Annotated in this window: 22 protein-coding genes; 12 read left to right on the plus strand and 10 right to left on the minus strand. The window is 55.1% G+C overall.

Annotated features, from left to right (window positions below):
- Positions 1–25 precede the first annotated feature (25 nt).
- A complete protein-coding gene (gene fbp, locus MFP24_RS15890) occupies positions 26–1,030 on the plus strand; it encodes a class 1 fructose-bisphosphatase (RefSeq protein WP_249231365.1) in 1,005 nt (334 codons plus the stop codon).
- A 111-nt stretch (positions 1,031–1,141) separates the two neighbouring features.
- On the opposite strand, the gene ruvX is transcribed toward fbp, so the two are convergent.
- The 7 genes from ruvX to metK all read right to left on the minus strand — a co-directional run bounded on the left by ruvX (position 1,142) and on the right by metK (position 6,784).
- Complete coding sequence (gene ruvX / locus MFP24_RS15895; protein WP_249231364.1) at positions 1,142–1,564, minus strand: Holliday junction resolvase RuvX; 423 nt, start codon at positions 1,562–1,564, stop codon at positions 1,142–1,144.
- The gene (locus MFP24_RS15900) at positions 1,564–2,127 is read right to left on the minus strand and encodes a YqgE/AlgH family protein (protein ID WP_249231363.1); all 564 of its coding nucleotides are present in this window, start codon (positions 2,125–2,127) and stop codon (positions 1,564–1,566) included. Before MFP24_RS15900 ends, ruvX begins: the two co-directional genes overlap by 1 nt.
- 102 nt (positions 2,128–2,229) lie before the next feature.
- On the minus strand, positions 2,230–3,189 hold the full coding sequence (gene gshB / locus MFP24_RS15905; RefSeq protein WP_249231362.1) for a glutathione synthase: 960 nt from the start codon (positions 3,187–3,189) through the stop codon (positions 2,230–2,232).
- 12 nt (positions 3,190–3,201) lie between these two features.
- Positions 3,202–3,936, minus strand: coding sequence for a 16S rRNA (uracil(1498)-N(3))-methyltransferase (rsmE, locus tag MFP24_RS15910; RefSeq protein ID WP_249231361.1), 735 nt, complete (start codon positions 3,934–3,936; stop codon positions 3,202–3,204).
- A gap of 119 nt (positions 3,937–4,055) precedes the next feature.
- Positions 4,056–4,754, minus strand: a complete 699-nt coding sequence (gene endA / locus MFP24_RS15915) for a deoxyribonuclease I (protein ID WP_249231360.1) — start codon at positions 4,752–4,754, stop codon at positions 4,056–4,058.
- 97 nt (positions 4,755–4,851) lie between these two features.
- The gene (locus MFP24_RS15920) at positions 4,852–5,364 is read right to left on the minus strand and encodes a SprT family zinc-dependent metalloprotease (protein WP_249231359.1); all 513 of its coding nucleotides are present in this window, start codon (positions 5,362–5,364) and stop codon (positions 4,852–4,854) included.
- Positions 5,365–5,632: 268 nt separating this feature from the next.
- Positions 5,633–6,784: a methionine adenosyltransferase gene (gene metK, locus MFP24_RS15925; protein ID WP_249231358.1), complete on the minus strand. Its 1,152-nt coding sequence runs from the start codon at positions 6,782–6,784 to the stop codon at positions 5,633–5,635.
- On the opposite strand from metK, the gene MFP24_RS15930 reads away from it, so the two are divergent.
- Entirely contained in the window at positions 6,783–7,034 is a 252-nt protein-coding gene (locus MFP24_RS15930; RefSeq protein WP_249231357.1) for a hypothetical protein, read from the plus strand. The genes metK and MFP24_RS15930 overlap by 2 nt on opposite strands.
- Positions 7,035–7,369: 335 nt before the next feature.
- Entirely contained in the window at positions 7,370–9,349 is a 1,980-nt protein-coding gene (speA, locus tag MFP24_RS15935; RefSeq protein WP_249231356.1) for a biosynthetic arginine decarboxylase, read from the plus strand.
- 38 nt (positions 9,350–9,387) lie between these two features.
- Here speA and MFP24_RS15940 read toward each other — a convergent pair whose 3' ends face one another.
- On the minus strand, positions 9,388–10,011 hold the full coding sequence (locus MFP24_RS15940) for a LuxR C-terminal-related transcriptional regulator (RefSeq protein ID WP_249231355.1): 624 nt from the start codon (positions 10,009–10,011) through the stop codon (positions 9,388–9,390).
- Positions 10,012–10,481: 470 nt separating this feature from the next.
- A complete protein-coding gene (gene loiP, locus MFP24_RS15945; RefSeq protein WP_249231354.1) occupies positions 10,482–11,234 on the minus strand; it encodes a metalloprotease LoiP in 753 nt (250 codons plus the stop codon).
- A 371-nt stretch (positions 11,235–11,605) separates the two neighbouring features.
- Between loiP and tkt the strand changes: the two genes are divergently transcribed.
- From tkt to MFP24_RS15985, 8 genes are all read left to right on the plus strand, one after another.
- Positions 11,606–13,600: a transketolase gene (gene tkt, locus MFP24_RS15950; protein ID WP_249231353.1), complete on the plus strand. Its 1,995-nt coding sequence runs from the start codon at positions 11,606–11,608 to the stop codon at positions 13,598–13,600.
- A 353-nt stretch (positions 13,601–13,953) separates the two neighbouring features.
- A complete protein-coding gene (gene epd, locus MFP24_RS15955) occupies positions 13,954–14,970 on the plus strand; it encodes an erythrose-4-phosphate dehydrogenase (protein ID WP_249231352.1) in 1,017 nt (338 codons plus the stop codon).
- Positions 14,971–15,042: 72 nt separating this feature from the next.
- The gene (pgk, locus tag MFP24_RS15960; protein ID WP_249231351.1) at positions 15,043–16,206 is read left to right on the plus strand and encodes a phosphoglycerate kinase; all 1,164 of its coding nucleotides are present in this window, start codon (positions 15,043–15,045) and stop codon (positions 16,204–16,206) included.
- A 124-nt stretch (positions 16,207–16,330) separates the two neighbouring features.
- Positions 16,331–17,407 carry a class II fructose-bisphosphate aldolase gene (fbaA, locus tag MFP24_RS15965; protein ID WP_136166011.1) on the plus strand — a complete coding sequence of 359 codons (1,077 nt, stop codon included), beginning with the start codon at positions 16,331–16,333 and terminating at the stop codon, positions 17,405–17,407.
- 259 nt (positions 17,408–17,666) lie between these two features.
- On the plus strand, positions 17,667–18,521 hold the full coding sequence (gene mscS, locus MFP24_RS15970) for a small-conductance mechanosensitive channel MscS (RefSeq protein WP_249231350.1): 855 nt from the start codon (positions 17,667–17,669) through the stop codon (positions 18,519–18,521).
- A gap of 174 nt (positions 18,522–18,695) precedes the next feature.
- A complete protein-coding gene (locus MFP24_RS15975; RefSeq protein WP_249231349.1) occupies positions 18,696–19,316 on the plus strand; it encodes a hypothetical protein in 621 nt (206 codons plus the stop codon).
- Positions 19,317–19,443: 127 nt separating this feature from the next.
- Positions 19,444–20,058 carry an arginine exporter ArgO gene (argO, locus tag MFP24_RS15980; RefSeq protein ID WP_249231348.1) on the plus strand — a complete coding sequence of 205 codons (615 nt, stop codon included), beginning with the start codon at positions 19,444–19,446 and terminating at the stop codon, positions 20,056–20,058.
- Between the two features lie 156 nt (positions 20,059–20,214).
- Complete coding sequence (locus MFP24_RS15985) at positions 20,215–20,937, plus strand: oxidative stress defense protein (protein ID WP_249231347.1); 723 nt, start codon at positions 20,215–20,217, stop codon at positions 20,935–20,937.
- Positions 20,938–20,948: 11 nt separating this feature from the next.
- Here the strand turns inward: MFP24_RS15985 and MFP24_RS15990 are convergent, their stop codons facing one another.
- The gene (locus tag MFP24_RS15990; RefSeq protein WP_136166016.1) at positions 20,949–21,842 is read right to left on the minus strand and encodes a LysR family transcriptional regulator ArgP; all 894 of its coding nucleotides are present in this window, start codon (positions 21,840–21,842) and stop codon (positions 20,949–20,951) included.
- A 202-nt stretch (positions 21,843–22,044) separates the two neighbouring features.
- On the opposite strand from MFP24_RS15990, the gene rpiA reads away from it, so the two are divergent.
- Positions 22,045–22,701: a ribose-5-phosphate isomerase RpiA gene (gene rpiA / locus MFP24_RS15995; RefSeq protein WP_249231346.1), complete on the plus strand. Its 657-nt coding sequence runs from the start codon at positions 22,045–22,047 to the stop codon at positions 22,699–22,701.
- The last annotated feature ends 124 nt before the right edge of the window (positions 22,702–22,825 follow it).

The raw sequence follows: 22,825 nt of genomic DNA on the forward strand, positions 1-22,825 counted from the left end.
CATCCGCAGACTCTGGAATAGTGTTATGAAAACGTTAGGCGAATTTATCGTCGAAAAACAGCACGATTTCTCTCATGCCACCGGTGAGCTTACCGCGCTGTTGTCAGCGATTAAACTGGGTGCCAAAATTATCCACCGCGATATCAACAAAGCGGGACTGGTTGATATTTTAGGCGCCAGCGGCATTTCCAATATTCAGGGCGAAGTACAGATGAAGCTCGATCTGTATGCCAATGAGAAGTTGAAAGCGGCGTTAAAAGCGCGGGGCGAGGTCGCCGGCATCGCCTCTGAAGAAGAGGACGAGATCGTCATTTTTGAAGGCGATCGGGCTGAAAACGCCAAATATGTGGTGTTGATGGACCCGCTGGACGGCTCTTCCAACATTGATGTCAACGTATCCGTTGGCACTATCTTCTCCATTTACCGCCGTACCACCCCTCTGGGTGTCTCGGTAACGGAAGAGGACTTCCTGCAGCCGGGCAATAAGCAGGTTGCGGCGGGCTATATTGTCTACGGTTCCTCCACCATGCTGGTGTACACCACCGGGCACGGCGTGCATGCCTTTACCTACGATCCGTCTCTGGGCGTATTCTGCCTGTCTCATGAAAAGGTTCATTTCCCGGAAAAAGGGAATATGTACTCCATCAACGAAGGGAATTACATTAAATTTCCTCTGGGCGTGAAGAAATACATCAAGTACTGCCAGGAGCAGGACGAAGCGACGCTGCGCCCTTATACCTCGCGCTATATCGGTTCACTGGTCGCCGACTTCCATCGCAACCTGTTGAAGGGCGGGATTTATCTCTATCCGAGCACCGCGAGCTACCCGCAAGGCAAACTGCGTCTGCTGTACGAATGCAATCCGATGGCGTTTCTGGCGGAACAGGCGGGCGGTAAAGCCAGCGACGGCGAAAACCGTATTCTGGATATTATCCCGGATAAGCTGCACCAGCGTTCGCCTTTCTTTGTGGGAACGGAGTCGATGGTGAATGACGTTGAACGTTTTATCCGTGAGTACCCGGATGTGTAACTTCTCTTTCGCCTGAGTGGTAGCGTTTTTTTGTGGCGTGCCGCCATCCATGGCCGCCACCCTTCGGGCCGTCGCTAACGCATGGATACCCACCGTCCGCCTGCCCTATCGCTACGGGTTTTGCGCCTCAAACCAGCTTTCCAGAATAATAACCGCCGATGCGGCATCCACGCTGCCTTTATCCAGCGCCCGGAAACCGCCGCGATCGAACAGATCGGCGCGCGCTTCCACCGTGCTCAGCCGCTCATCATGCAGCTCGATCGGCACGCCGAAACGGCCATGCAGGCGGTTGGCGAACTTTCGCGCTCTGGCGGTGAGCGGCTGCTCGGTGCCGTCCATATTGAGCGGCAGCCCGACGACGACCAGCGCCGGTTGCCATTCGGACAACAGCTTCGCCACTTTTTGCCAATCGGGTACGCCGTCCTGCGCTTTAAACGACGTCAGCGGACGGGCGGTGCGCGTTATTTCCTGGCCGATAGCCACGCCGATGCTTTTGGTGCCGAAATCAAAGGCGAGAATGGTGCGGCTCGCCATCAGGCGTGTCCTGCTTCGGCGGCGATATTGTGGATATCCACACCCAGCTTTTTAGCCGCCGCGCGCCAGCGTTCGGCAATCGGGGTGTGAAACAGGATCTCTTTATCCGCCGGCGTGGTCAGCCAGGCGTTATCCAGCAGTTCGCTTTCCAACTGGTCTTTTTCCCAGGCGGAATAGCCCAGCGCCACCAGGATGTTTTCCGGCTGCTGCGCGGTTCCCAATGTCTTCAGCACGTCTTGCGAAGTGGTGATCATGGTCTCCGCTGAAATGCCGATGCTGGAGGCAAACCCGGCACGGGGCGTATGCAGGATAAATCCGCGATCGTCCGCCAGGGGGCCGCCGGCAAAAACGGGCTTGTCCAGGCGGATCGAAGGATCGCGCGGCGTTGGCGCTATCTTCAGCTTTTTCAGCACATTTTCCACCGTGAACTGTTCCATGGGCTTGTTGACGATCAGCCCCATGGCGCCGTCTTCATTATGCTCGCAGATATAGACCACAGAACGTCTGAATACCGGGTCCTGGAGCGCTGGCATGGCAATGAGAAAGTGATGCTGTAAGTTCATTATGTGTTTTTATCGATCTCTGTCGGCGTTTGATAATCGGCCCGTCGACCAAAGACGAGCCGGACGTTTATACGTTCCGGCTGAAGCTGGCGCCGGAATGCATCAGCTGTTGCGCGCAGCCAGACGTTTTTCAATCGCATTCATCAGCATACCGGTGATGGAAACATCCGGGTAGGCCGCTTCGATCTCGCGTACGCAGGTCGGACTGGTGACGTTGATTTCCGTCAGACGATCGCCAATGATATCCAGACCAACAAAAATCAGGCCTTTCCGCTTCAGCGTCGGCGCCACGTCGCGGGCGATGCGCCAGTCGCTTTCGCTCAGCGGACGCGCTTCTCCACGTCCTCCGGCGGCCAGGTTGCCGCGCGTCTCCCCGCTTTTGGGAATACGGGCCAGACAGTAGGGTACCGGTTCTCCGTCCACCACCAGCACGCGCTTATCGCCCTCTTTAATCTCCGGCAGGTAATTTTGCGCCATGCAGTAGCGGCTGCCATGCTCGGTCAGCGTTTCAATGATGACGGAGACGTTGGCGTCATCCTGCTTCAGGCGGAAAATCGAGGCACCCCCCATGCCGTCCAGCGGCTTGAGGATTACGTCGCCGTGTTTCTGGTGGAACTGACGCAGCTTATCCGCGCTGCGGGTAACCAGGGTATCGGGCGTCAGATGCGGGAACCAGGCGGTGAACAGCTTTTCGTTGCAGTCGCGCAGGCTCTGCGGTTTATTGACGATCAGCGTGCCTTGCTCTTCCGCGCGCTCCAGGATATAGGTGGCGTAAATAAATTCCGTATCGAACGGCGGATCTTTACGCATCAGAATCACATCCAATTCCTCCAGCGCGATGTCCTGATCGCCGGAGAAATCATACCAGCCGTCATAGTCGTACTGAACGTTCAGGCGGCGGGTGGTGGCGCGGGCAACGCCGGCATGCAGATAGAGATCGTTCATCTCCATATAATGCAGTTCCCAGCCGCGGCGCTGCGCTTCCAGCAGCATGGCGAAGCTGGTGTCTTTCTTGATATTGATGGCGTCGATAGGATCCATCACGATACCGAGTTTGATCATTATGTTCTCCTGTTACCCCAGATCGCCGAAACGTACCTGTAAGGCGGTAATGGCGGTGAGCGCGGTAGTTTCTGTGCGCAATACGCGAGGCCCCAAAAGGATGTCGGTAAATCCGTACTCTGAGGTCATCGAAATTTCAGTGGCGGAAAGCCCTCCCTCCGGGCCGATCAGCAGCCGAATCTGATTTACCGGCAACGGTAAGGTATTAATGCTCTGCGTCGCCCGCGGGTGCAGATTGAGTTTTAACGCCGCATCCTGCTCGGCGCACCAGGCTTCCAGCGTCATGGCGGGGCGCACTTGCGGCAGGCGGTTGCGGCCGCATTGCTCACAGGCGGCGATGGCGATTTTGCGCCACTGGACGAGCTTCTTTTCCAGACGGTCCGCGTCCAATTTTACGCCGCAGCGTTCGGAAAGCAGGGGAGTAATCACGTTCACGCCCAGCTCAATGGATTTCTGAACGGTGAACTCCATTTTTTCGCCGCGCGAGATGACCTGCCCAAGATGCAGGCGTAACGGCGACTCTTTATCTTCCAACTTACCTTCAGCGACGCGGACGCGCACATTTTTTTTATCCGCCAGCACGATTTCGGCATCAAAGATGTGATTACTGCCGTCGAATAATTGCAACGGTTGGCCGCTGCTCATACGCAGAACGCGCCCAACGTGGTTGGCGGCATCTTCGCTCAGTGCGACTTCGCCGCCCGCGAGCGGCAGCGTTTCAGGATGAAAAATGCGCGGGATTCGCATACTGATGTTGTGACCTTTATCATGTAGTAATCCGCATCGGACCGAGCGGGTCCAATAGCGGCAAACCACCGGCGGCGCGCGGTGGTTTTACGGACGAATAGCTATAGTAGGTAGACAGGCTATCGCTGGCAAGCCTGTTGAACGTAAGGGTTGTGATTCCCCTGTTTCGCGGCGATGCGCCGGTCGCGGGTGCACTCCCACTGCGTTACCGGGAATTGCTTGTCCCAGACCTCGAACAATCGGGTTTGCTGGCTGGATAAACGCAACTGGTAGCGATCTCGCATATAAAAATAGGTACGGGCGATGGCGCCGCGGGCGCGGGCCGGCGGTTCCGCCAGCTTGTTTTTGAAATCGACTTTCATCTCGCACTGGCCGTACTGCGCTTCTCCGCCGTTCCATTGACCATACATGAAATTACCGCGATCGCCGTTGACTTCGCCGATGGCGGGTTGCAGGTTATGCAGGTCGGTTTCCATTTCACGGTATACCGGATCCCGGCTGCAGTTTTTCCTGCCGCCATTTTGCCAGCACTGGCGCTGGTGGCCGAACTGCCAGGCGGGAACCACGTGTTCCCACTCGATGCGGTTGGCGCGCAGCTCGCTTTTTCTTACCTGATAGCCGCAGGAGGCGAGATCCGGGATGCCTTTTTTCCCCTGCCATTTGATGTCGCAACCGCAGTAAAACGAACCCGGCGCGCCCTGATTTATCTCTACCGCCGCCGCCTTTGCCTGCGAGAAATTATTAATGTTTTGACTAAAGGCGGTGGCGGAAATCAGGCCCAGTCCGACCGCGGCGATAATCAGTGTTTTGCGTAGCATATTCCAAATAATCCACAATCAACAAAGCAGGCAGACTACCGGATGAGACTGCGGCAGGCAAATGCAAAACGCAGTTTTTTAAACTGAAAATTTTCTTTTAAATAGAATTTGTTACGATAAAACGTAATGTTCTGCCGCAATGCCGGCAGCGATATTCTGTTTCGCCGCGCAGTACGCGGTTATGGCGGCGCACGGTTAATTCATGTTGCCGGCAAGCGCATTGGTAGGGGAAGGTTTTACCCTGCACGGATTGCACGGCAAAGCGATGCGTCCGTCTGGCTGGCGTCTGTAACACATGCTCCATCATCCAGCGCCACTCTTGGCCGTGCGGCGCCACTTTGCCGAAGCGGGCGAATACCAGCAGATGCGCCAGTTCGTGCGGGACGACTTCATCGATAAAAGCCTGCTGGTTCTCCTGCAATAAAACAGGATTAAGGCGGATTTCCCAGTGCTGTAGCCAGGCGGTGCCGGCGGTGGAACCGCGCTGCTGATAGTTGACAGCGGGTTCGGGATAATGGGTGTCCAAAGCCGTATTGGCCAGTTGGAGCTTATCGCGCAGGCAACGCATTACCGCCTGGTGATGGGCAATGGGAATTCTCGGTGTGTTCATGGGAGGGAGCATAAAACGAGTGGCGAAGCCGTGCAATAGGCTGGGGCCGAGGAGGAATTACAAGGGGAACGACTATTTTTCGTCATGCCGGTTTTCCCCGTAATTACCATTTCCCCGTCATGCCCGCGAAAGCGGGCATCTCCGGCAACACCGAACCGCTAGCGGAAGCAGATCCCCGCCTACTGCCGCGGGGATGACCGGTGGTATTCGGGGATGACGGAATTGGGCCACCTGCGCAAGGACGACAACAGGAAAGCAGAAAACCCGCTTACAAACCGGCGGCTTCACGCAGCTGCGCGGTTTTATCGGTTTTTTCCCACGGGAAATGTTCGCGCCCGAAGTGACCGTAAGCGGCGGTATCCTGATAGATCGGGTGCAGCAGATCCAGCATCTTGATGAGGCCGTATGGACGCAGATCGAAGAATTCACGCACCAGCAGGGTAAGCCGCTCGGTTGAAATCTTTTCCGTGCCGAAGGTTTCGATCATGATGGAGGTCGGTTCAGCCACGCCGATGGCGTAGGACACCTGGATCTCGCAGCGCTCGGCCAGACCGGCGGCGACAATGTTTTTCGCCACGTAGCGCGCGGCGTAAGCGGCGGAACGGTCGACTTTTGACGGATCCTTGCCGGAGAACGCGCCGCCGCCGTGACGCGCCGCGCCGCCGTAGGTATCGACGATAATTTTACGCCCGGTCAGACCGCAGTCGCCCATCGGGCCGCCGATAACGAAACGCCCCGTCGGGTTGATGAAAAATTTGGTGCCGGCAGTCAGCCATTCGGCCGGAAGCACCGGTTTGATAATCTCTTCCATCACCGCTTCATGCAGATCTTGCTGAGCGATGTCTTCCGAGTGCTGAGTGGACAGCACAACGGCATCGATACCGGCAATTTTGCCGTCGTCATACAGGAAAGTGACCTGGCTTTTCGCGTCCGGACGCAGCCACGGCAGCGTGCCGTTTTTACGCACTTCGGACTGGCGCTGCACCAGACGGTGGGCGTAGGTGATCGGCGCCGGCATCAGCACATCGGTTTCGTTGGTCGCGTAGCCAAACATCAGGCCCTGATCGCCCGCGCCCTGCTCCAGCGGGTCGGTACGGTCAACGCCCTGGTTGATATCGGGAGATTGCTTGCCGATGGCGCTCAGCACGGCGCAGGAGTTGGCGTCAAAACCCATTTCGGAATTAACGTAGCCAATATCGCGGATGGTGCGGCGCGTAATTTCTTCAATATCTACCCAGGCGCTGGTCGTGATTTCACCACCGACTAACACCATGCCGGTTTTTACGTAAGTCTCGCAAGCGACACGAGCCTTGGGATCTTGCTCCAGAATGGCGTCAAGGACCGCATCGGAAATCTGGTCAGCAATTTTGTCAGGATGTCCTTCAGAGACGGACTCGGACGTAAAAAGGTGTTTAGCCATGAGTTTCTTTACCTTCAAATCAAAGCCGTTAAGCAGTGTATCAGTGAATCGGTATAGATGGATTAACATCTGGATGGCTATTCTAGGTCACATTTTGGCACTATTGCCAGCAGTTTTTAGTTTTAGCCGTCCATCGCCGTCATCTTTCAGGCTGCTGGAGGTCGGCCGCCGGGATATTTTCATTTTGCTTTTCCGCCGTCATCCCGGTATAAACGGCGAGCGGTTTGTTGGCCGTGATGTGATATACTAAACCGTTTGCTTAAGGCTGACCGCATACCCGGACCTTGCGGCGCACGTGGAGGTGATAGGATTAATGATCCGTTGTTTACTGAGTGTGTTGCGCTCGCAACGCTTTTCTTTTGACGCTATGGCGTCAGCTGCTCAACCCTTCTTTTTGTTGGCTCGAAGTTGCCTGTCGCTGAATGCGACGCAGGACTCCAGGGCCGGCTAACCCGTCGTTTATTTCCTGAGCCAGACGCATGCGACGCTCCTCTGGCAATGATTTCCCGGTGATTTTTCACAACCAGTTTCACTGACCCGGACCACGGAGTCTGACAACGTGTTTTACACTAATAGAGGTTCGTTATGTCTGACGACATGATTCATCACGGCTCGTCAGCGACGGGTAAACATGAAAATTTGCGCTCCATGCAGGAGGTTGCCATGAATGACCGCAATGCCAGCGAAATGCTTCGTACCTATAATATTGCCTGGTGGGGCAATAATTATTACGACGTCAACGAGTTGGGGCATATCAGCGTCTGTCCGGATCCGGATGTGCCGGAAGCCCGCGTCGATCTGGCCATGCTGGTTAAAGATCTGCAGGAGGAGAACCATCAGCGCCTGCCCGCGCTGTTCTGTTTTCCGCAAATTCTCCAGCACCGTCTGCGCTCCATTAATGGGGCGTTTAAACGGGCGCGCGAAGCCTTTGGCTATCAGGGCGGCTACTTTCTGGTCTACCCCATCAAAGTCAATCAGCACCGCCGCGTGATCGAGTCGCTGGTCAATTCAGGCGAACCCATGGGGCTGGAGGCGGGCTCAAAGGCGGAGTTAATGGCGGTGCTGGGGCACGCGGGAATGACGCGCACGGTGATCGTCTGTAACGGTTATAAAGACCGCGAGTATATCCGTCTGGCGTTGATCGGCGAAAAGCTGGGGCACAAGGTTTACCTGGTCATTGAAAAAATGTCCGAGATTAAGCTGGTGCTGGAAGAGGCCGAGCGCCTGAACGTAGTGCCCCGTCTCGGCGTTCGCGCCCGCCTGGCTTCGCAAGGTTCCGGCAAATGGCAGTCCAGCGGCGGCGAAAAATCCAAATTCGGTCTGGCGGCGGTGCAGGTTCTGCAACTGGTTGAAACGCTGCGCGCGGTGGGACGGTTGGATAGCCTGCAACTGCTGCATTTCCACCTCGGCTCGCAGTTGGCCAATATCCGCGATATCGCCACCGGGGTGCGCGAGTCCGCCCGTTTCTACGTTGAGCTGCACAAGCTGGGGGTCAATATCCAGTGCTTCGACGTCGGCGGCGGTCTGGGGGTGGACTATGAAGGCACCCGCTCCCAGTCGGACTGCTCGGTGAACTACGGTCTGAATGAATATGCCAACAATGTTATCTGGGGCATCGGCGACGCCTGCAATGAACATGGGCTGCCCCATCCGACGGTGATCACCGAGTCGGGCCGCGCGGTGACGGCGCACCACACCGTATTGGTTTCCAATATTATCGGCGTGGAGCGTAATGAGTTCAGCGAACCTACGGCGCCCGAAGCGGACGCCCCGCGCGCGCTGGAAAGCCTGTGGTCGACCTGGCAGGAAATCAAACAGCCGGGCAAGCGCCGTTCGCTGCGCGAGTGGCTGCATGACAGCCAGATGGACCTGCACGATGTGCATACCCAGTATACGCACGGCATGCTGGACTTAACCCAGCGGGCGAAAGCGGAACAGCTTTATCTGAGCATCTGTCAGGACATTCAGCGGCAGTTGGACCCCAGTAATCGCGCCCACCGGCCGATTATCGATGAGCTGCAGGAGCGCATGGCCGACAAGCTGTACGTCAATTTCTCGCTGTTCCAGTCGATGCCGGATGCCTGGGGCATCGATCAGCTGTTCCCGGTCATGCCGCTGGAAGGGCTGGATAAACCGCCCGAGCGCCGCGCCGTACTGCTGGATATTACCTGTGATTCGGACGGTTCCATCGATCATTACGTGGATGGCGACGGTATTGCGACGACGATGCCGATGCCGCCGTACGACCCCGATAATCCGCCGTTACTGGGTTTCTTTATGGTCGGCGCCTACCAGGAAATTCTGGGGAATATGCATAACCTGTTTGGCGACACCGCCACGGTCGACGTATTCGTTTTCCAGGATGGCTCGGTTGAGATTGAGGAGTCGGACGAAGGCAATACGGTTGCCGACATGTTGGAATATGTCCAGCTCGATCCGGAAGTCTTGATGGCCCGTTTCCGCGATCAGGTAAAAGCCACCGAACTGGATGCGGACCTTCAGGCGCAGTTCCTGGAAGAGTTTGAAACCGGTCTTTACGGCTATACCTATCTGGAAGACGAGTAGCGGCTTATCGGCAGGGGATGTGCTTAGGCACATCCTTTTCACCTTAGCGCCAGCGAACCCATAACGGTAATATTTTTTGTTGATTCAGAGAAATAAGACGGCTGCTCCGCGACGCCGTCTCTGAAGAGAATTTTGGCGATAAGCAGTAACGAGTTCTTATCCTGTACGCCATATTTATTCAGTAATCTTGATTTACTGTTCAATACCGACTTTTTATTTAGCCCGATGATTTCTGAAATTGATTCCGCGGTATAGCCCGAAGTCCAATATTGAAAAACAGCCTGCTCGGATTTGGATAGCCTGACGGGATTGAGAACGTGCGGGTTCTGCGGCGGTATAAAATCCAGTAGTTTATAAAAGAAATCTATCGGTGATGATTTAGAAATAAGCATGGTTTTTTCATCAATACACACCGGAGGATGATAAGGGGAGTTATTGATGATAATGAATAACGAGGCCGTCTTGTAAAAAGAGGTTCTTACCGATTCATAATATTCTTCAAACCCTTCGCTGCTGCCGTCAATGATAAAAATACCGTTCGTTCTTGCATGAGGCAGGGTAAACCTATAAGCAGGCCTTACATATAGCGTAGGGGAGCGGGATAGGACCTCTCGTAAGCCTACGATAGTAAAATGACATTTGCTGAAAATTCTGACATCCATGATTTTTAACACATAAGAGTTTATTTTTTAAGAAGAACATAAACCAACAGTGGTTATTAATGCTGCCCGTGTCACTCAACCGTAAAAAAATTGTTACTCTAAAGTGGTTTTAAATCTTTAAGGCAATGAATATCTTGAAAAACGTGGAATGGAAAAACGTTTGATTTATATCGTTATGATTATATTGGTAAAAGCCGACGATACCCATGAGCATATAGTATGCTTGATTTGTAAAATCATTGCTATCTTTAAAATACATCAATTTAGCCCGTTGCCAGCAAAAGTCTGAATAGATTAATTGATATTAATAACTATTGAACCAATTTATTTAATTGGTGTTTTCTATCATTTTATCCCTGACTTCAGTTCAGCGGCGGGGAACCAGGGGACGGATTTCATTTAAGGCGCCTGAATGTGTCAGGCGCCGGACGGACGTTTTCAACGGCTAATTATTATTAAATTCGGAACCGTTACTTTTCAGCGGCAATACGCTCACGAATATGTTTGGCGCGCTCTTCCGACGGGGGATGTGAATCAAACATGCTGCTTTGATGTCCGGCATCCAGCTTGGCCAGTTTCTCAAAGCTGGTCGCCAGCCCTTCGGTTTTGATGCCGCGTTTCTTCAACAGCTCAAACGAATAGTCATCGGCCTGCTTTTCCTGTACCTGCGAGAATTGCGCATTGACCAGTTTTTCACCCAGATCGGCAAGCTGGGACTGCGACAACGAGGCGGCGACGCCGCCGGTTGAAGAGATAGCCGTACGCGCCGCCGTCGCCGCGTAAGCCAGCTGCATCGCCTTGCGGGAGTGGCCGAGCGCGACGTGCCCCATTTCATGGCCCAGAACGCCCTCGACTTCATTATCCGTCATCAAATCCATCAGACCGCTGTAAACGCGGATGCAGCCATTAGCCATCGCCCAGGCGTTCACGTCTTTTGTCTGGTAGACCTTGTAGTTGGCCGGGGTGCCGTTGATATCGTGGCCTAACGCATCGGCAATTTTATTCAGACGCTTGGTGTAGGTGCTGCTGGCAGGCGCGATTTGGGCTTCTTTATCCATTTGCTCGCAGGATTGATTGCTGAGCGTTTTTACCTGTTCATCACTCAGGGTCGCCGCCTGAAAGGCCTGGGCGCCGGACTGCATTAACGTACTGGTGTCCAGGTTTTGGCAACCGCTCAGCGATGTGGCGATACAGAGCGCCAGCGCGGAGGTACGAATATTCATAAAATCATCTCCCTACGATAGTCATTAAGTGAATTAGCGGTGAGTAACGGCGAATCGTCGCGCGGATTATATGGCGTTAACGATAAACGAGCATGAACATAACCGAAAACTGCGTTTATAAAAAGATCTGCGTGACGACGCGGATTCTGCGCACGGCCGCTATGGCGCCCGATGACCGCCGTTATTGCCGGCTATTCGCCCGGTCGGAAAAATGAGATGAAATCCTCTTTTTTGCTCACGGTTCCAAGTGCATTCACCTTGATTTTAATGTACATTTATAGTCATCTTTTCTTTGTCTTTATTAGCTAACGTATTGATTAGTATACCATATGCCTGTCAAGGCATCTGTTCAATCCGATCTGGAGTAAAGCATGTCCTCTCGTAAAGAACTTGCCAATGCTATTCGTGCGCTGAGCATGGATGCGGTGCAAAAGGCCAAATCCGGTCATCCGGGCGCACCGATGGGTATGGCGGATATCGCCGAAGTCCTGTGGCGCGATTACCTTAACCATAACCCCGCCAATCCGCACTGGGCCAACCGCGACCGCTTCGTGCTGTCCAACGGCCATGCTTCCATGCTGATTTACAGCCTGCTGCACCTCACCGGTTACGATCTGCCCATCGAAGAATTGAAAAATTTCCGTCAGCTGCATTCCAAAACCCCCGGTCATCCGGAGTACGGCTACACCGCCGGGGTGGAAACCACCACCGGGCCGCTGGGGCAGGGCATCGCCAACGCGGTCGGCATGGCGATTGCCGAACGTACGCTGGCGGCGCAGTTTAACCGTCCCGGCCACGAGATTGTCGACCATCATACCTATGTCTTTCTGGGCGATGGCTGCATGATGGAAGGGATTTCCCACGAAGTCAGCTCGCTGGCGGGCAACATGAAGCTGGGCAAGCTGACCGCGTTTTACGATGACAACGGCATCTCTATCGACGGCCATGTCGAGGGCTGGTTTACCGACGACACCGCCGCGCGTTTTGAGTCTTACGGCTGGCATGTGGTACGCGGCGTGGACGGACACGATGCGGAGGCCGTCAAGCGCGCTATCAGCGAGGCCCGGCTGGTGACCGACAAGCCGTCACTGCTGCTGTGTAAAACCGTGATTGGTTTCGGTTCGCCGAACAAGGCCGGCACGCACGATTCCCACGGCGCGCCGCTGGGCGACGGCGAAGTCGCCGCGTCCCGCGAACAGCTGGGATGGAAGTACCCGCCGTTTGAAATTCCGGCGGAGATTTACGCCGAGTGGGATGCGAAAGCCGCCGGCCAGCGTAAAGAAGCCGCCTGGGATGAGCTTTTTGCCGCCTATGCCAGCGCTTACCCGGATCTGGCCGCGGAATTCAAGCGCCGTACCGACGGCGCCCTGCCGGATAACTGGCAGGCCGACGCGCAGAAATTCATTGAACAGTTGCAGGCGACCCCGGCGAAGATCGCCAGCCGTAAAGCCTCGCAGAACGCGCTGGAAGCCTACGGTAAACTGCTGCCGGAATTCCTCGGCGGCTCCGCCGATCTGGCGCCAAGCAACCTGACCATCTGGTCCGGTTCCAAATCGCTGGATAAAGACCATGCCGGCAACTATATCCACTACGGCGTGCGTGAATTCGGCATGACGGCGATTGCCAACGGTATCGCGCTGCACGGCGGCTTTATTCCCTATACCGCTACCTTCCTGATGTTTGTGGAATACGCCCGTAATGCGGTGCGCATGGCGGCGCTGATGAAAATCCGCAGCATTTACGTCTATACCCATGACTCCATCGGTCTTGGCGAAGACGGTCCGACTCACCAGCCCGTTGAGCAGTTGGCCAGCCTGCGGGTGACGCCCAACCTGAGCGCCTGGCGTCCGGCGGATCAGGTGGAAACCGCGGTGGCGTGGAAATATGCCATTGAGCGTCAGGACGGCCCGACGGCGTTGATACTGTCGCGTCAGAATCTGGCTCAGCAGGATCGTACCGCCCAGCAGCTGGCCGATGTGGCGAAAGGCGCCTATGTGCTGAAAGACGGCGGTGGCCAGCCGGATGTGATCCTGATTGCCACCGGTTCCGAAGTCGAACTGGCGGTGGGCGCCTATGACAAGCTGACGGCGGAAGGGCGCAAGGTGCGCGTGGTGTCGATGCCGTCCACCGACGCGTTCGACAAGCAGGATGCGGCCTACCGTGAAGCGGTGCTGCCGCAGGCGGTGACGGCGCGCGTGGCGATCGAAGCGGGCATTGCGGACTACTGGTACAAGTATGTCGGCCTGAACGGCGCGATTGTCGGGATGACGAGCTTCGGCGAGTCCGCTCCGGCAGAGCTGCTGTTTGAAGAGTTCGGCTTCACCGTGGATAACGTGGTGGCGAAGGCTAAAGCGTTGTTGCAGTAAGTTCCACACCGGCGCGATAGCCGCCATCCGAGCCGCCAGAGCGATCTGGCGGCTTTTTGCTGGCTGTCCCTGCCGCTCCACCACCTTCCAGCTCGCCGTTCGCCAGGTAGAAATATGATGTGCGTCACTCTTCTGGCACCCGCCGAGTGAGAATATTTCTTTTGCAGGCTAATTCGTTTATGCTAGCTGAAGCGTTTCAGTTGTGATGTTGGTCGCACTTCATCAGCCGCTATCGGGCCATCTTCCAGAGGGAAGCGGCGCGGATGGTCAGGAAGCACAAGAAGCGGTTTATTCCTTGTGGCGTACTGACTATCCTATGAGCTTGACGCGACCACCAAAACACAGGGAGTTCCATGACGATCCGTATTGCGATAAACGGTTTTGGCCGAATTGGCCGCAATGTTCTGCGTGCGCTGTATGAATCGGGCCGCCGGGCGGAAATTGCGGTGGTAGCCATCAATGAACTGGCAAGCGCGGAGGGGATCGCCCACCTGCTCAAGTATGACTCCAGCCACGGACGTTTCTCCTGGGATGTCCGTCAGGAATGCGATCAACTGTATGTCGGAGAGGATTGCATCCGACTGTTGCATCAGGCCGATATCCAGCAGTTGCCCTGGCGTGAGCTCGGCGTTGACGTGGTGCTGGATTGCAGCGGGGTATACGGCAGCCGTGAAGACGGCGAAGCGCATCTGGCGGCGGGGGCGAAGAAGGTGCTTTTTTCGCACCCTGGAACGGCCGATCTGGATGCCACCGTGGTGTTCGGCGTCAATCATCAAAATTTACAAGCCGAACACCGTATCGTGTCGAATGCATCCTGCACCACCAACTGCATTATTCCCATTATTAAACTGTTGGATGACGCGTTTGGCATTGAAAATGGCACGGTAACGACGATCCACTCGTCGATGAACGATCAGCCGGTGATTGACGCCTATCATCACGATCTACGGCGTACCCGCGCCGCCAGCCAGTCCATTATTCCGGTGGATACCAAACTGGCGGTGGGGATAACGCGGATTTTCCCGCAGTTCGTCGATCGTTTTGAGGCGATATCCGTTCGGGTGCCGACGATTAACGTCACGGCGATTGATTTGAGCGTTAGCGTGAAGCAAGCAGTAAATGTTAATGAAATCAATGCACTATTTCAAAAATCAGCGCATGAGGCATTTCGTGGTATAGTTGATTATACCGAATTGCCGTTGGTTTCGGCCGATTTTAACCACGATCCGCACAGTGCTATCGTTGATGGCACGCAGACTCGGGTCAGTGGTCAGCACCTGATTAAAACGCTGGTCTGGTGCGATAACGAATGGGGTTTTGCCAACCGGATGTTGGATACAACCCGGGCGATGGCAACCTGCGGTTTCTAGTACGAGGGTATTGGTCGGCGATCAATACCTCGCTCAAGCAACTTTAAAAGAGAATCAACAAGAGGATTCACCATGTCTGTAATTAAGATGACCGATCTGGATCTGGCCGGCAAACGTGTACTGATCCGCGCGGATCTGAACGTGCCGGTAAAAGAAGGTAAAGTGACGTCCGATGCGCGTATCCGCGCTTCTCTGCCGACCATCGAAAGCGCGCTGAAACAGGGTGCCCGCGTGATGGTGACTTCCCACCTGGGACGTCCGACCGAAGGAGAATACAACGAAGAGTTTTCTCTGCTGCCGGTGGTCAATTACCTGAAAGAGAAATTGTCTTCCCCGGTTCGTCTGGCAAAAGATTATCTTGATGGCGTAGACGTTGCTGAAGGCGAACTGGTCGTTCTGGAAAACGTACGCTTCAACAAAGGCGAGAAGAAAGACGACGAAGTGCTGTCCAAAAAATATGCCGCTCTGTGCGACGTATATGTTATGGACGCCTTCGGCACCGCGCACCGCGCTCAGGCTTCCACCCACGGCGTGGGCAAATTCGCCCCTATCGCCTGCGCCGGCCCGCTGCTGTCAAATGAACTGGAAGCGTTAGGCAAGGCGCTGGGCAACCCGGCTCGTCCGATGGTGGCTATCGTCGGCGGTTCAAAAGTCTCCACCAAGCTGACCGTGCTTGACTCCCTGTCCAAAATCGCCGACCAGCTGATTGTCGGCGGCGGTATCGCCAATACCTTCGTTGCGGCCCAAGGTCATAACGTGGGTAAATCCCTGTACGAAGCGGACCTGATCCCCGAAGCGAAAAAACTGCTGGAAACCTGTGATATCCCGGTTCCGAACGATGTCCGCGTGGCGACTGAATTCTCCGAAACCGCCGCCGCAACCCTGAAATCCGTCACCGCGATCAAAGACGATGAACAGATTCTGGACCTGGGCGACGTTTCCGCCGAACGTCTGGCGGACATTCTGAAAAACGCCAAAACCATTCTGTGGAATGGTCCGGTCGGCGTATTTGAATTCCCGAATTTCCGTAAAGGCACCGAGATTGTCGCCAGAGCCATCGCCGAAAGCGATGCATTTTCCATCGCCGGCGGCGGCGACACGCTGGCGGCGATCGACCTGTTTGGTATTGCCGACAAAATTTCCTATATTTCTACCGGCGGCGGCGCTTTCCTGGAGTTCGTCGAAGGTAAAAAACTGCCAGCGGTTGTTATGCTGGAAGAACGTGCGAAACAGTAATGCTTTAGGTTGAGCGCAGTTTACTGCCTCAACCCTGGCCGTCCCGTCAGTGGTGTCGGGACGGCTATCGATTTAACGATCGATTTTTTTAACCCCCCACGGCCAACGAAACGGGACACGTAACATGTCTAAAATTTTTGATTTCGTAAAACCTGGTGTCATCACTGGTGATGACGTTCAGAAAGTTTTCGCAGTAGCGAAAGAAAACAAATTCGCCCTGCCGGCAGTAAACTGCGTCGGTACCGACTCAATTAATGCCGTGCTGGAAGCCGCAGCCAAAGTACGCGCGCCGGTGATCGTTCAATTCTCTAACGGCGGTGCGGCGTTTATCGCTGGTAAAGGCCTGAAGGCGGAAGGCCAGCAGGCGGCTATTCTGGGCGCCATTTCCGGCGCGCACCACGTGCATCAGCTGGCGGAACACTACGGCGTGCCGGTTATTCTGCACACCGACCACTGCGCCAAAAAATTGCTGCCGTGGCTCGACGGGCTGCTGGATGCCGGTGAAAAACATTTTGCCGCCACCGGTAAGCCGCTGTTCTCTTCCCACATGATCGATCTGTCTGAAGAGTCTCTGGAAGAAAATATTGAAATCTCTAGCAAATATCTGACTCGCATGGCGAAACTGGGTATGACGCTGGAGATCGAACTCGGCTGCACCGGCGGCGAAGAAGACGGCGTGGACAACAGCCATCTGGATAACTCCGCGCTGTACACTCAGCCGGAAGACGTGGCTTATGCCTATGAAAAACTGAATGCCATCAGCCCGCGCTTCACTATCGCCGCGTCATTCGGTAACGTGCACGGCGTTTACAAGCCGGGCAACGTTCAGCTGACGCCGAAAATTCTGCGCAACTCGCAGGATTACGTCTCTGAAAAATACAACCTGCCGCACAACAGCCTGAACTTCGTGTTCCACGGCGGTTCCGGTTCTTCTGCCGCGGAAATTGAAGAAGCGGTGGGTTACGGCGTCGTCAAGATGAACATCGACACCGATACCCAGTGGGCGACCTGGGAAGGTATTCTGCAGTACTACAAGAAAAACGAAGGGTATCTGCAGGCTCAGTTGGGCAACCCGGAAGGCGCTGAAAAGCCGAACAAGAAATACTACGATCCGCGCGCATGGCTGCGTGCCGCACAGGCCACAATGGTTGCGCGTTTAGAAAAAGCCTTTAAAGAACTGAACGCTATCGACGTTCTTTAACTAAGATTCTTAAAGGTTTATACCCTAAATAATTCGAGTTGCAGGAAGGCGGCAAGGGAAGGAGTCCCGATGAGCTTACTCAAGTAAGTGATTCGGGTGACTGAGCGCAGCCAACGCATCTGCAGCTTGAAGTATAACGGGTATATCGCTAAGGCTCCCACGGGAGCCTTATTTATAGGTACGGATTTCGCCGCAGATTGCGGTTTTTTGGTGTGAAAGTGACGCTCGGTCAGAGAGCGCAAGAAACAGGAGTCATTAAATGGAAGAACTGAACGTTGGTGTAGAACAGGCGACCGGCTGGCTGGTCAGCCACCAGGATATCTTGTTGCAGTACGTGGTTAATATCGTCGCCGCCTTACTGATCCTGATTGTTGGTCTGGTTATCGCCCGAATTGTGTCCGGAACGCTGAATCGCCTGCTGGTGAGCCGTTCTATTGATTCAACGGTGGCCGATTTCCTCGCGGCGCTGGTGCGCTACGGCATTATCGCGTTTACGCTGATTGCCGTATTGAGCCGGGTCGGCGTACAAACGGCATCGGTCATCGCGGTACTGGGTGCGGCGGGTTTGGCCGTTGGTTTGGCCCTGCAAGGGTCGCTGGCAAACTTTGCGGCCGGCGTGCTGCTGGTGACCTTCCGGCCTTTCCGGGTCGGCGAGTGGGTCGATCTGGGCGGTATTGCCGGCACGGTGACGCAGGTGCAGATTTTCTCCACCACGCTGCGTACCGCCGACGGTAAGATTATCGTTGTGCCGAACGGCAAGATCATCGCCGGGAATATCATCAACAGCTCGCGTGAGCCCGATCGGCGCACCGAGATCGTTGTCGGCGTGGCCTATGATGCGGATATCGAGGTGGTGAAAAAGCTACTGGGCGATATTGTGGCGGCTGATAAACGTATCCAGCACGATAAAGGCGTGACCATCCGGCTGAATGAACTGGCGGCGTCCTCGCTTAACTTTGTGGTGTGGGTGTGGACCGCCAACGGCGATGCTCAGGCGGTGTACTGGGATCTGCTGGAGAGCTTCAAGAGGGCGCTGGACGAAAATCGTATCGGCATCCCTTACCCGCAGATGGATGTGCATCTGTATAACGCCGAGCGGCAGGGCGCGAACTGACCTATTGGCTGGGTTATCCGGGAATGTCATTCCCGGATAACGTTCCCGCCGTAATAGCGCAATACCCATCCCAAAAGGCGCGTTACGCAACATAATCGCTTTAAAGGTGAAGATAATATTCTGCTTTTGTTCTATCGTAGCCCACCTCATTTTTCCTTTTGTTTGATACCGACAATGAAGCTAGACCGCACGCCGTATTTTCATACGGTCGTCATTTTTCTTTTTGCCCTGTTTCTGCCATACATCGGACAGCATGTCCTTCCCGCCAGTCAGGAATTTCTTGATTCCATTGAGTTATTCCAGTCTTTTTGGCTATTGTTCGGGGCGATATTCACCTGGTTTTATATCAAACCGCTACGCTGCGAAAGGGATAAGCGTATTTTCTGGTTATGGAGCATCAGCCTGTGGCTGGTGCTTTTTGGCCGCGGCATCAGCTGGGGGCGCAATTATCTGCCGGATGCGCCGAGGATCTATTTCCGGGCGATATCCGTCGTGCTGATAGGCGTTCCCCTGCTGATGCTCTTACTTCCCTCTATCAGGCGTGAAATCATCCGGCGTTTGCAAACGGAAACCCTGCCGGTTTGGGACATCGGGCTGATGGTGAGCTGTTATCTGATTTCCGACGTGATAGAGCATCAGCGCCTGTTGGCGTTTCTGTTTGTGTATGACGAACGGTATAAAAATATGATGGAAGAGCTGTACGAGCTGCCGTTTATGCTTTCGCTGTTTTTTATCACTTTCTTTCTCCAGAAGAAGGAGCGTGCGTCTTCCGTTTTCCCGCCCCGCGATCCCTGAGAAGGTTAATCTTTCCTCTTTGTTATTAGGGTTTCTAATGTGTTATTAGAAATTTAAATTTCCATTAATATAAAGCGCTCCATAAACTGCCGCTCATCTCAACCATGATTGTTGCAGGGAGACGGTGATGTTGGCGGTGTATCTACAGGGATTTATTCTTGGCGCGGCAATGATTCTGCCCCTGGGCCCGCAGAATGCGTTTGTCATGAATCAGGGGATTCGGCGGCAATATCACCTGATGATTGCGCTCCTGTGCTCGCTTAGCGATGTGGCGTTGATTTGCGCGGGCGTCTTCGGCGGCAGCGCGTTGCTCAGCCAGTCTTCATTACTGATGGGGCTGGTGACCTGGAGCGGCGTCGCTTTTCTGCTGTGGTACGGCTGGGGCGCGTTCAAGACGGCATTCAGTAAGGATTTGGCGCGGGTCGAAAGCGCGGTGATGAAGCAGAGCCGCGGGCGCATTATGGCGACCTTGCTGGCCGTCACCTGGCTCAATCCGCATGTCTATCTGGATACCTTCGTGGTGCTGGGCAGCCTGGGCAACCAGTTTGCCGATCGGGCCCGCGGCTGGTTTGCGCTGGGAACCATCACCGCGTCTTTCCTGTGGTTTTTTGCTCTGGCGCTGTTGGCGGCCTGGCTGGCTCCGTGGCTGAATACGCCGCGCGCGCAGCGGGTGATTAACCTGTTCGTCGGCGTGGTGATGTGGGGAATTGCCTTCCAGTTGGCGCGCTACGGCGGGCAATAAATTACCCGGCTTTAGCCCCAGGTTTCGGAAATTCACCTATATTTTGTTGTGTCGGCCGCGCGGTATGCTGTCCGTTTACCGCCGCGGTGGAAAACAGACGACGGTAAGCCGTTCAGGCGGCCGTCTCGGCGACAAAATATCAATAAAGGAGACATTGTGAAGCTAAAAGTATTGGCATTGGCCGCTATGGTCGGTTTAGGCGCCCCGGCTGTCGGCCTGGCCGCGGAATTGCCGGACGGCCCGCATATCGTGACGTCGGGCACCTCCAGCGTTGATGCCACGCCGGATATCGCCCGTCTGGCGATTGAGGTCAGCGTGTCGTCCAAAGATGCCGCGGATGCGAAAAAACAGGTTGATGCCCGCGTCGCCCAGTATTTTGATTTTCTGGCGAAAAACGGCATTGAAAAGAAAGATATCAATGCGGCCAACTTACGCACCCAACCAGAATATGATTACCAGAAGAACGGCGGTGCGGTGCTGAAAGGATATCGCGCGGTGCGTCAGGTCGAGGTGACGCTGCGCCAGTTGGATAAGCTGAATGAGCTGCTGGATGGCGCGCTGAAGTCCGGTCTGAATGAAATTCGCACCGTCGATCTGGGGGTGGCCAATCCGGATACCTACCGTGACGAGGCGCGTAAAAAGGCCATTGAGCAGGCAACCAGTCAGGCGCAATCCCTGGCTCAGGGATTTAACGCCAAGCTCGGACCGATTTACAGTATTCGCTACCACGTCGCCAACTATCAGCCCATGCCGGTGGCCCGGATGTTTAAAACGGCGGATGTGGCGGCTCAAAGCGAAGCGGCGCAAACCTATGAACAGCAAACCATCCACTTTGACGATCAGGTCGATGTGGTGTTTGAACTGCAGCGGAATCCGTAAACTAACGGCGTTTAAGACTGTCGTAGCACCTGATGCCCGTGCGCCAGCAGGGCATCGGTAACCTTTCTCATCATCCTGCTTTCCGGGGCGAAACGGTGCCAGTAGAGCATCCGGCGCTGAAACAGCCCCGGCGTCAGATCAATCAGTTCGTTGTCGGCCAGTTCTTTCTCGATTTGCAGATGCGGGATCATACAACAGGTAGTGCCCTGGCGGGCCAGCTGCACGAAGGCTTCCGAAGAGTTCACGATATGGCAGGGGACGCTGCCGGGGGATAAATCGAAGTTTTGCTGCAGGAACGCCTGATGCATATCATCAAGATGATCGAATGCCACCGCCGGCGCGCGTAGCAGCGCCGAGCGCGTCACGCCGTTGGGAAAATAGCGGGCGGCGAAGGCGGGGGAGGCGACAAACAGGTAGTCCAGGGCGCCCAGTTTATCCACCAGACAGCTTGGCAGCGGCTGTGGCTGAATACTCACCGCGCCCACCACTTCGCCGCGGCGTAATCTTTCCTGGGTCCGGGTTTCGTCCTCCACCTGCAGGTTGAGCCGGATGGGCGAGTCCGCCAGCACCGGTTGCAGGGCCGGCAGCAGCCAGGTCGCCAGACTGTCGGCGTTGATCGCCAGCGATAGCAGCAGCGGAATATCGCTGCTGGCTTCATTACCCAGCCACTCTTCTTCCAGCAGCTCGACCTGATGCAGCAGCGCCAACAGTTTCTGTCCTTGCTCGGTGGGGCGGGGAGGGATGGTCCTGACTAACAACGGCTGACCGAACAGATTTTCGAGTTGCTTGATGCGCTGGGATACCGCCGATTGCGTGATGCATAACTTCTGCGCGGCGCGCTCAAAACCCCGTTCGCGGATAACGGCGTCCAAAGCCTGAAGCGTTCGATAGTCCGGGCGTTTCATGAAAGTAAAAATTCCTCTGAACGAAATCTGTTTTTTTCACTATGCCACATTTTGCGCTTTTCCATGCAGAAATCTTATATACCTGCGGCGGCGATAAAATAATGCGCCGGCGGCGGGGGGAATTTACGCCATTTCCCCCCATGGGTGTTCTATAATACGCACACGTTTTCGTACTTTCGTAGCTATGGGCCTGAAACAGACTATGACACAGGATGAACTGAAAAAAGCAGTTGGCTGGGCGGCGCTTGATTACGTTCGCCCCGATACCATCGTTGGGGTGGGAACCGGTTCGACCGCCGCGCATTTTATCGATGCGCTGGGGTCGATCAAACGGCAGATTACCGGTGCGGTATCCAGTTCCGATGCCTCGACGGCCAAACTGAAAAGCCTGGGGATCCCGGTTTTTGACTGTAACGAGGTGGATTCCCTGGACGTGTACGTCGACGGCGCGGACGAGATCAACGGGCATATGCAGATGATCAAGGGCGGCGGCGCGGCGCTGACCCGGGAAAAGATCATTGCCGCCATCGCCCGTCAGTTTATCTGCATTGTCGATGAGTCAAAACAGGTGGACGTGCTGGGTAAATTTCCGCTGCCGGTTGAGGTTATCCCGATGGCCAGGGCTTATGTGGCGCGCGAACTGGCCAAAATGGGCGGACAACCGGAATATCGTCAGGGCGTGGTGACCGACAACGGCAATATTATTCTCGATGTTCACAACCTGAACATTATGGATGCGGTTGCCGTTGAGAATCACATTAACGGCATTGCCGGCGTCGTCACCGTAGGGCTGTTCGCCAACCGCGGCGCGGATGTGGCGCTGGTCGGTACCTCGACGGGGGTGAAAACGGTCAGGTAACGCTCCCGCCGTGCCGGGCGCGGGCGGATTGCCGCGCCGGAAAATTTTTTGTATAAAAATGAATTTGTCGTCAATAGCTCATTTTTGGCACTTAATATCACTTTTTCTTATTTTGTTTATCGTC

This window comes from Brenneria tiliae, assembly GCF_023347575.1.
GTDB lineage: Bacteria > Pseudomonadota > Gammaproteobacteria > Enterobacterales > Enterobacteriaceae > Brenneria > Brenneria corticis.

Excerpts from the sequence above, each read along its gene's own strand:
- fbp (WP_249231365.1), top strand. The coding sequence starts at position 26 with ATGAAAACGTTAGGCGAATTTATCGTCGAAAAACAGCACGATTTCTCT.
- ruvX (WP_249231364.1), bottom strand. The coding sequence starts at position 1,564 with ATGGCGAGCCGCACCATTCTCGCCTTTGATTTCGGCACCAAAAGCATC.
- MFP24_RS15900 (WP_249231363.1), bottom strand. The coding sequence starts at position 2,127 with ATGAACTTACAGCATCACTTTCTCATTGCCATGCCAGCGCTCCAGGAC.
- gshB (WP_249231362.1), bottom strand. The coding sequence starts at position 3,189 with ATGATCAAACTCGGTATCGTGATGGATCCTATCGACGCCATCAATATC.
- rsmE (WP_249231361.1), bottom strand. The coding sequence starts at position 3,936 with ATGCGAATCCCGCGCATTTTTCATCCTGAAACGCTGCCGCTCGCGGGC.
- endA (WP_249231360.1), bottom strand. The coding sequence starts at position 4,754 with ATGCTACGCAAAACACTGATTATCGCCGCGGTCGGACTGGGCCTGATT.
- MFP24_RS15920 (WP_249231359.1), bottom strand. The coding sequence starts at position 5,364 with ATGAACACACCGAGAATTCCCATTGCCCATCACCAGGCGGTAATGCGT.
- MFP24_RS15930 (WP_249231357.1), top strand. The coding sequence starts at position 6,783 with ATGAGTTTCTTTACCTTCAAATCAAAGCCGTTAAGCAGTGTATCAGTG.
- metK (WP_249231358.1), bottom strand. The coding sequence starts at position 6,784 with ATGGCTAAACACCTTTTTACGTCCGAGTCCGTCTCTGAAGGACATCCT.
- speA (WP_249231356.1), top strand. The coding sequence starts at position 7,370 with ATGTCTGACGACATGATTCATCACGGCTCGTCAGCGACGGGTAAACAT.
- MFP24_RS15940 (WP_249231355.1), bottom strand. The coding sequence starts at position 10,011 with ATGGATGTCAGAATTTTCAGCAAATGTCATTTTACTATCGTAGGCTTA.
- loiP (WP_249231354.1), bottom strand. The coding sequence starts at position 11,234 with ATGAATATTCGTACCTCCGCGCTGGCGCTCTGTATCGCCACATCGCTG.
- tkt (WP_249231353.1), top strand. The coding sequence starts at position 11,606 with ATGTCCTCTCGTAAAGAACTTGCCAATGCTATTCGTGCGCTGAGCATG.
- epd (WP_249231352.1), top strand. The coding sequence starts at position 13,954 with ATGACGATCCGTATTGCGATAAACGGTTTTGGCCGAATTGGCCGCAAT.
- pgk (WP_249231351.1), top strand. The coding sequence starts at position 15,043 with ATGTCTGTAATTAAGATGACCGATCTGGATCTGGCCGGCAAACGTGTA.
- fbaA (WP_136166011.1), top strand. The coding sequence starts at position 16,331 with ATGTCTAAAATTTTTGATTTCGTAAAACCTGGTGTCATCACTGGTGAT.
- mscS (WP_249231350.1), top strand. The coding sequence starts at position 17,667 with ATGGAAGAACTGAACGTTGGTGTAGAACAGGCGACCGGCTGGCTGGTC.
- MFP24_RS15975 (WP_249231349.1), top strand. The coding sequence starts at position 18,696 with ATGAAGCTAGACCGCACGCCGTATTTTCATACGGTCGTCATTTTTCTT.
- argO (WP_249231348.1), top strand. The coding sequence starts at position 19,444 with ATGTTGGCGGTGTATCTACAGGGATTTATTCTTGGCGCGGCAATGATT.
- MFP24_RS15990 (WP_136166016.1), bottom strand. The coding sequence starts at position 21,842 with ATGAAACGCCCGGACTATCGAACGCTTCAGGCTTTGGACGCCGTTATC.
- rpiA (WP_249231346.1), top strand. The coding sequence starts at position 22,045 with ATGACACAGGATGAACTGAAAAAAGCAGTTGGCTGGGCGGCGCTTGAT.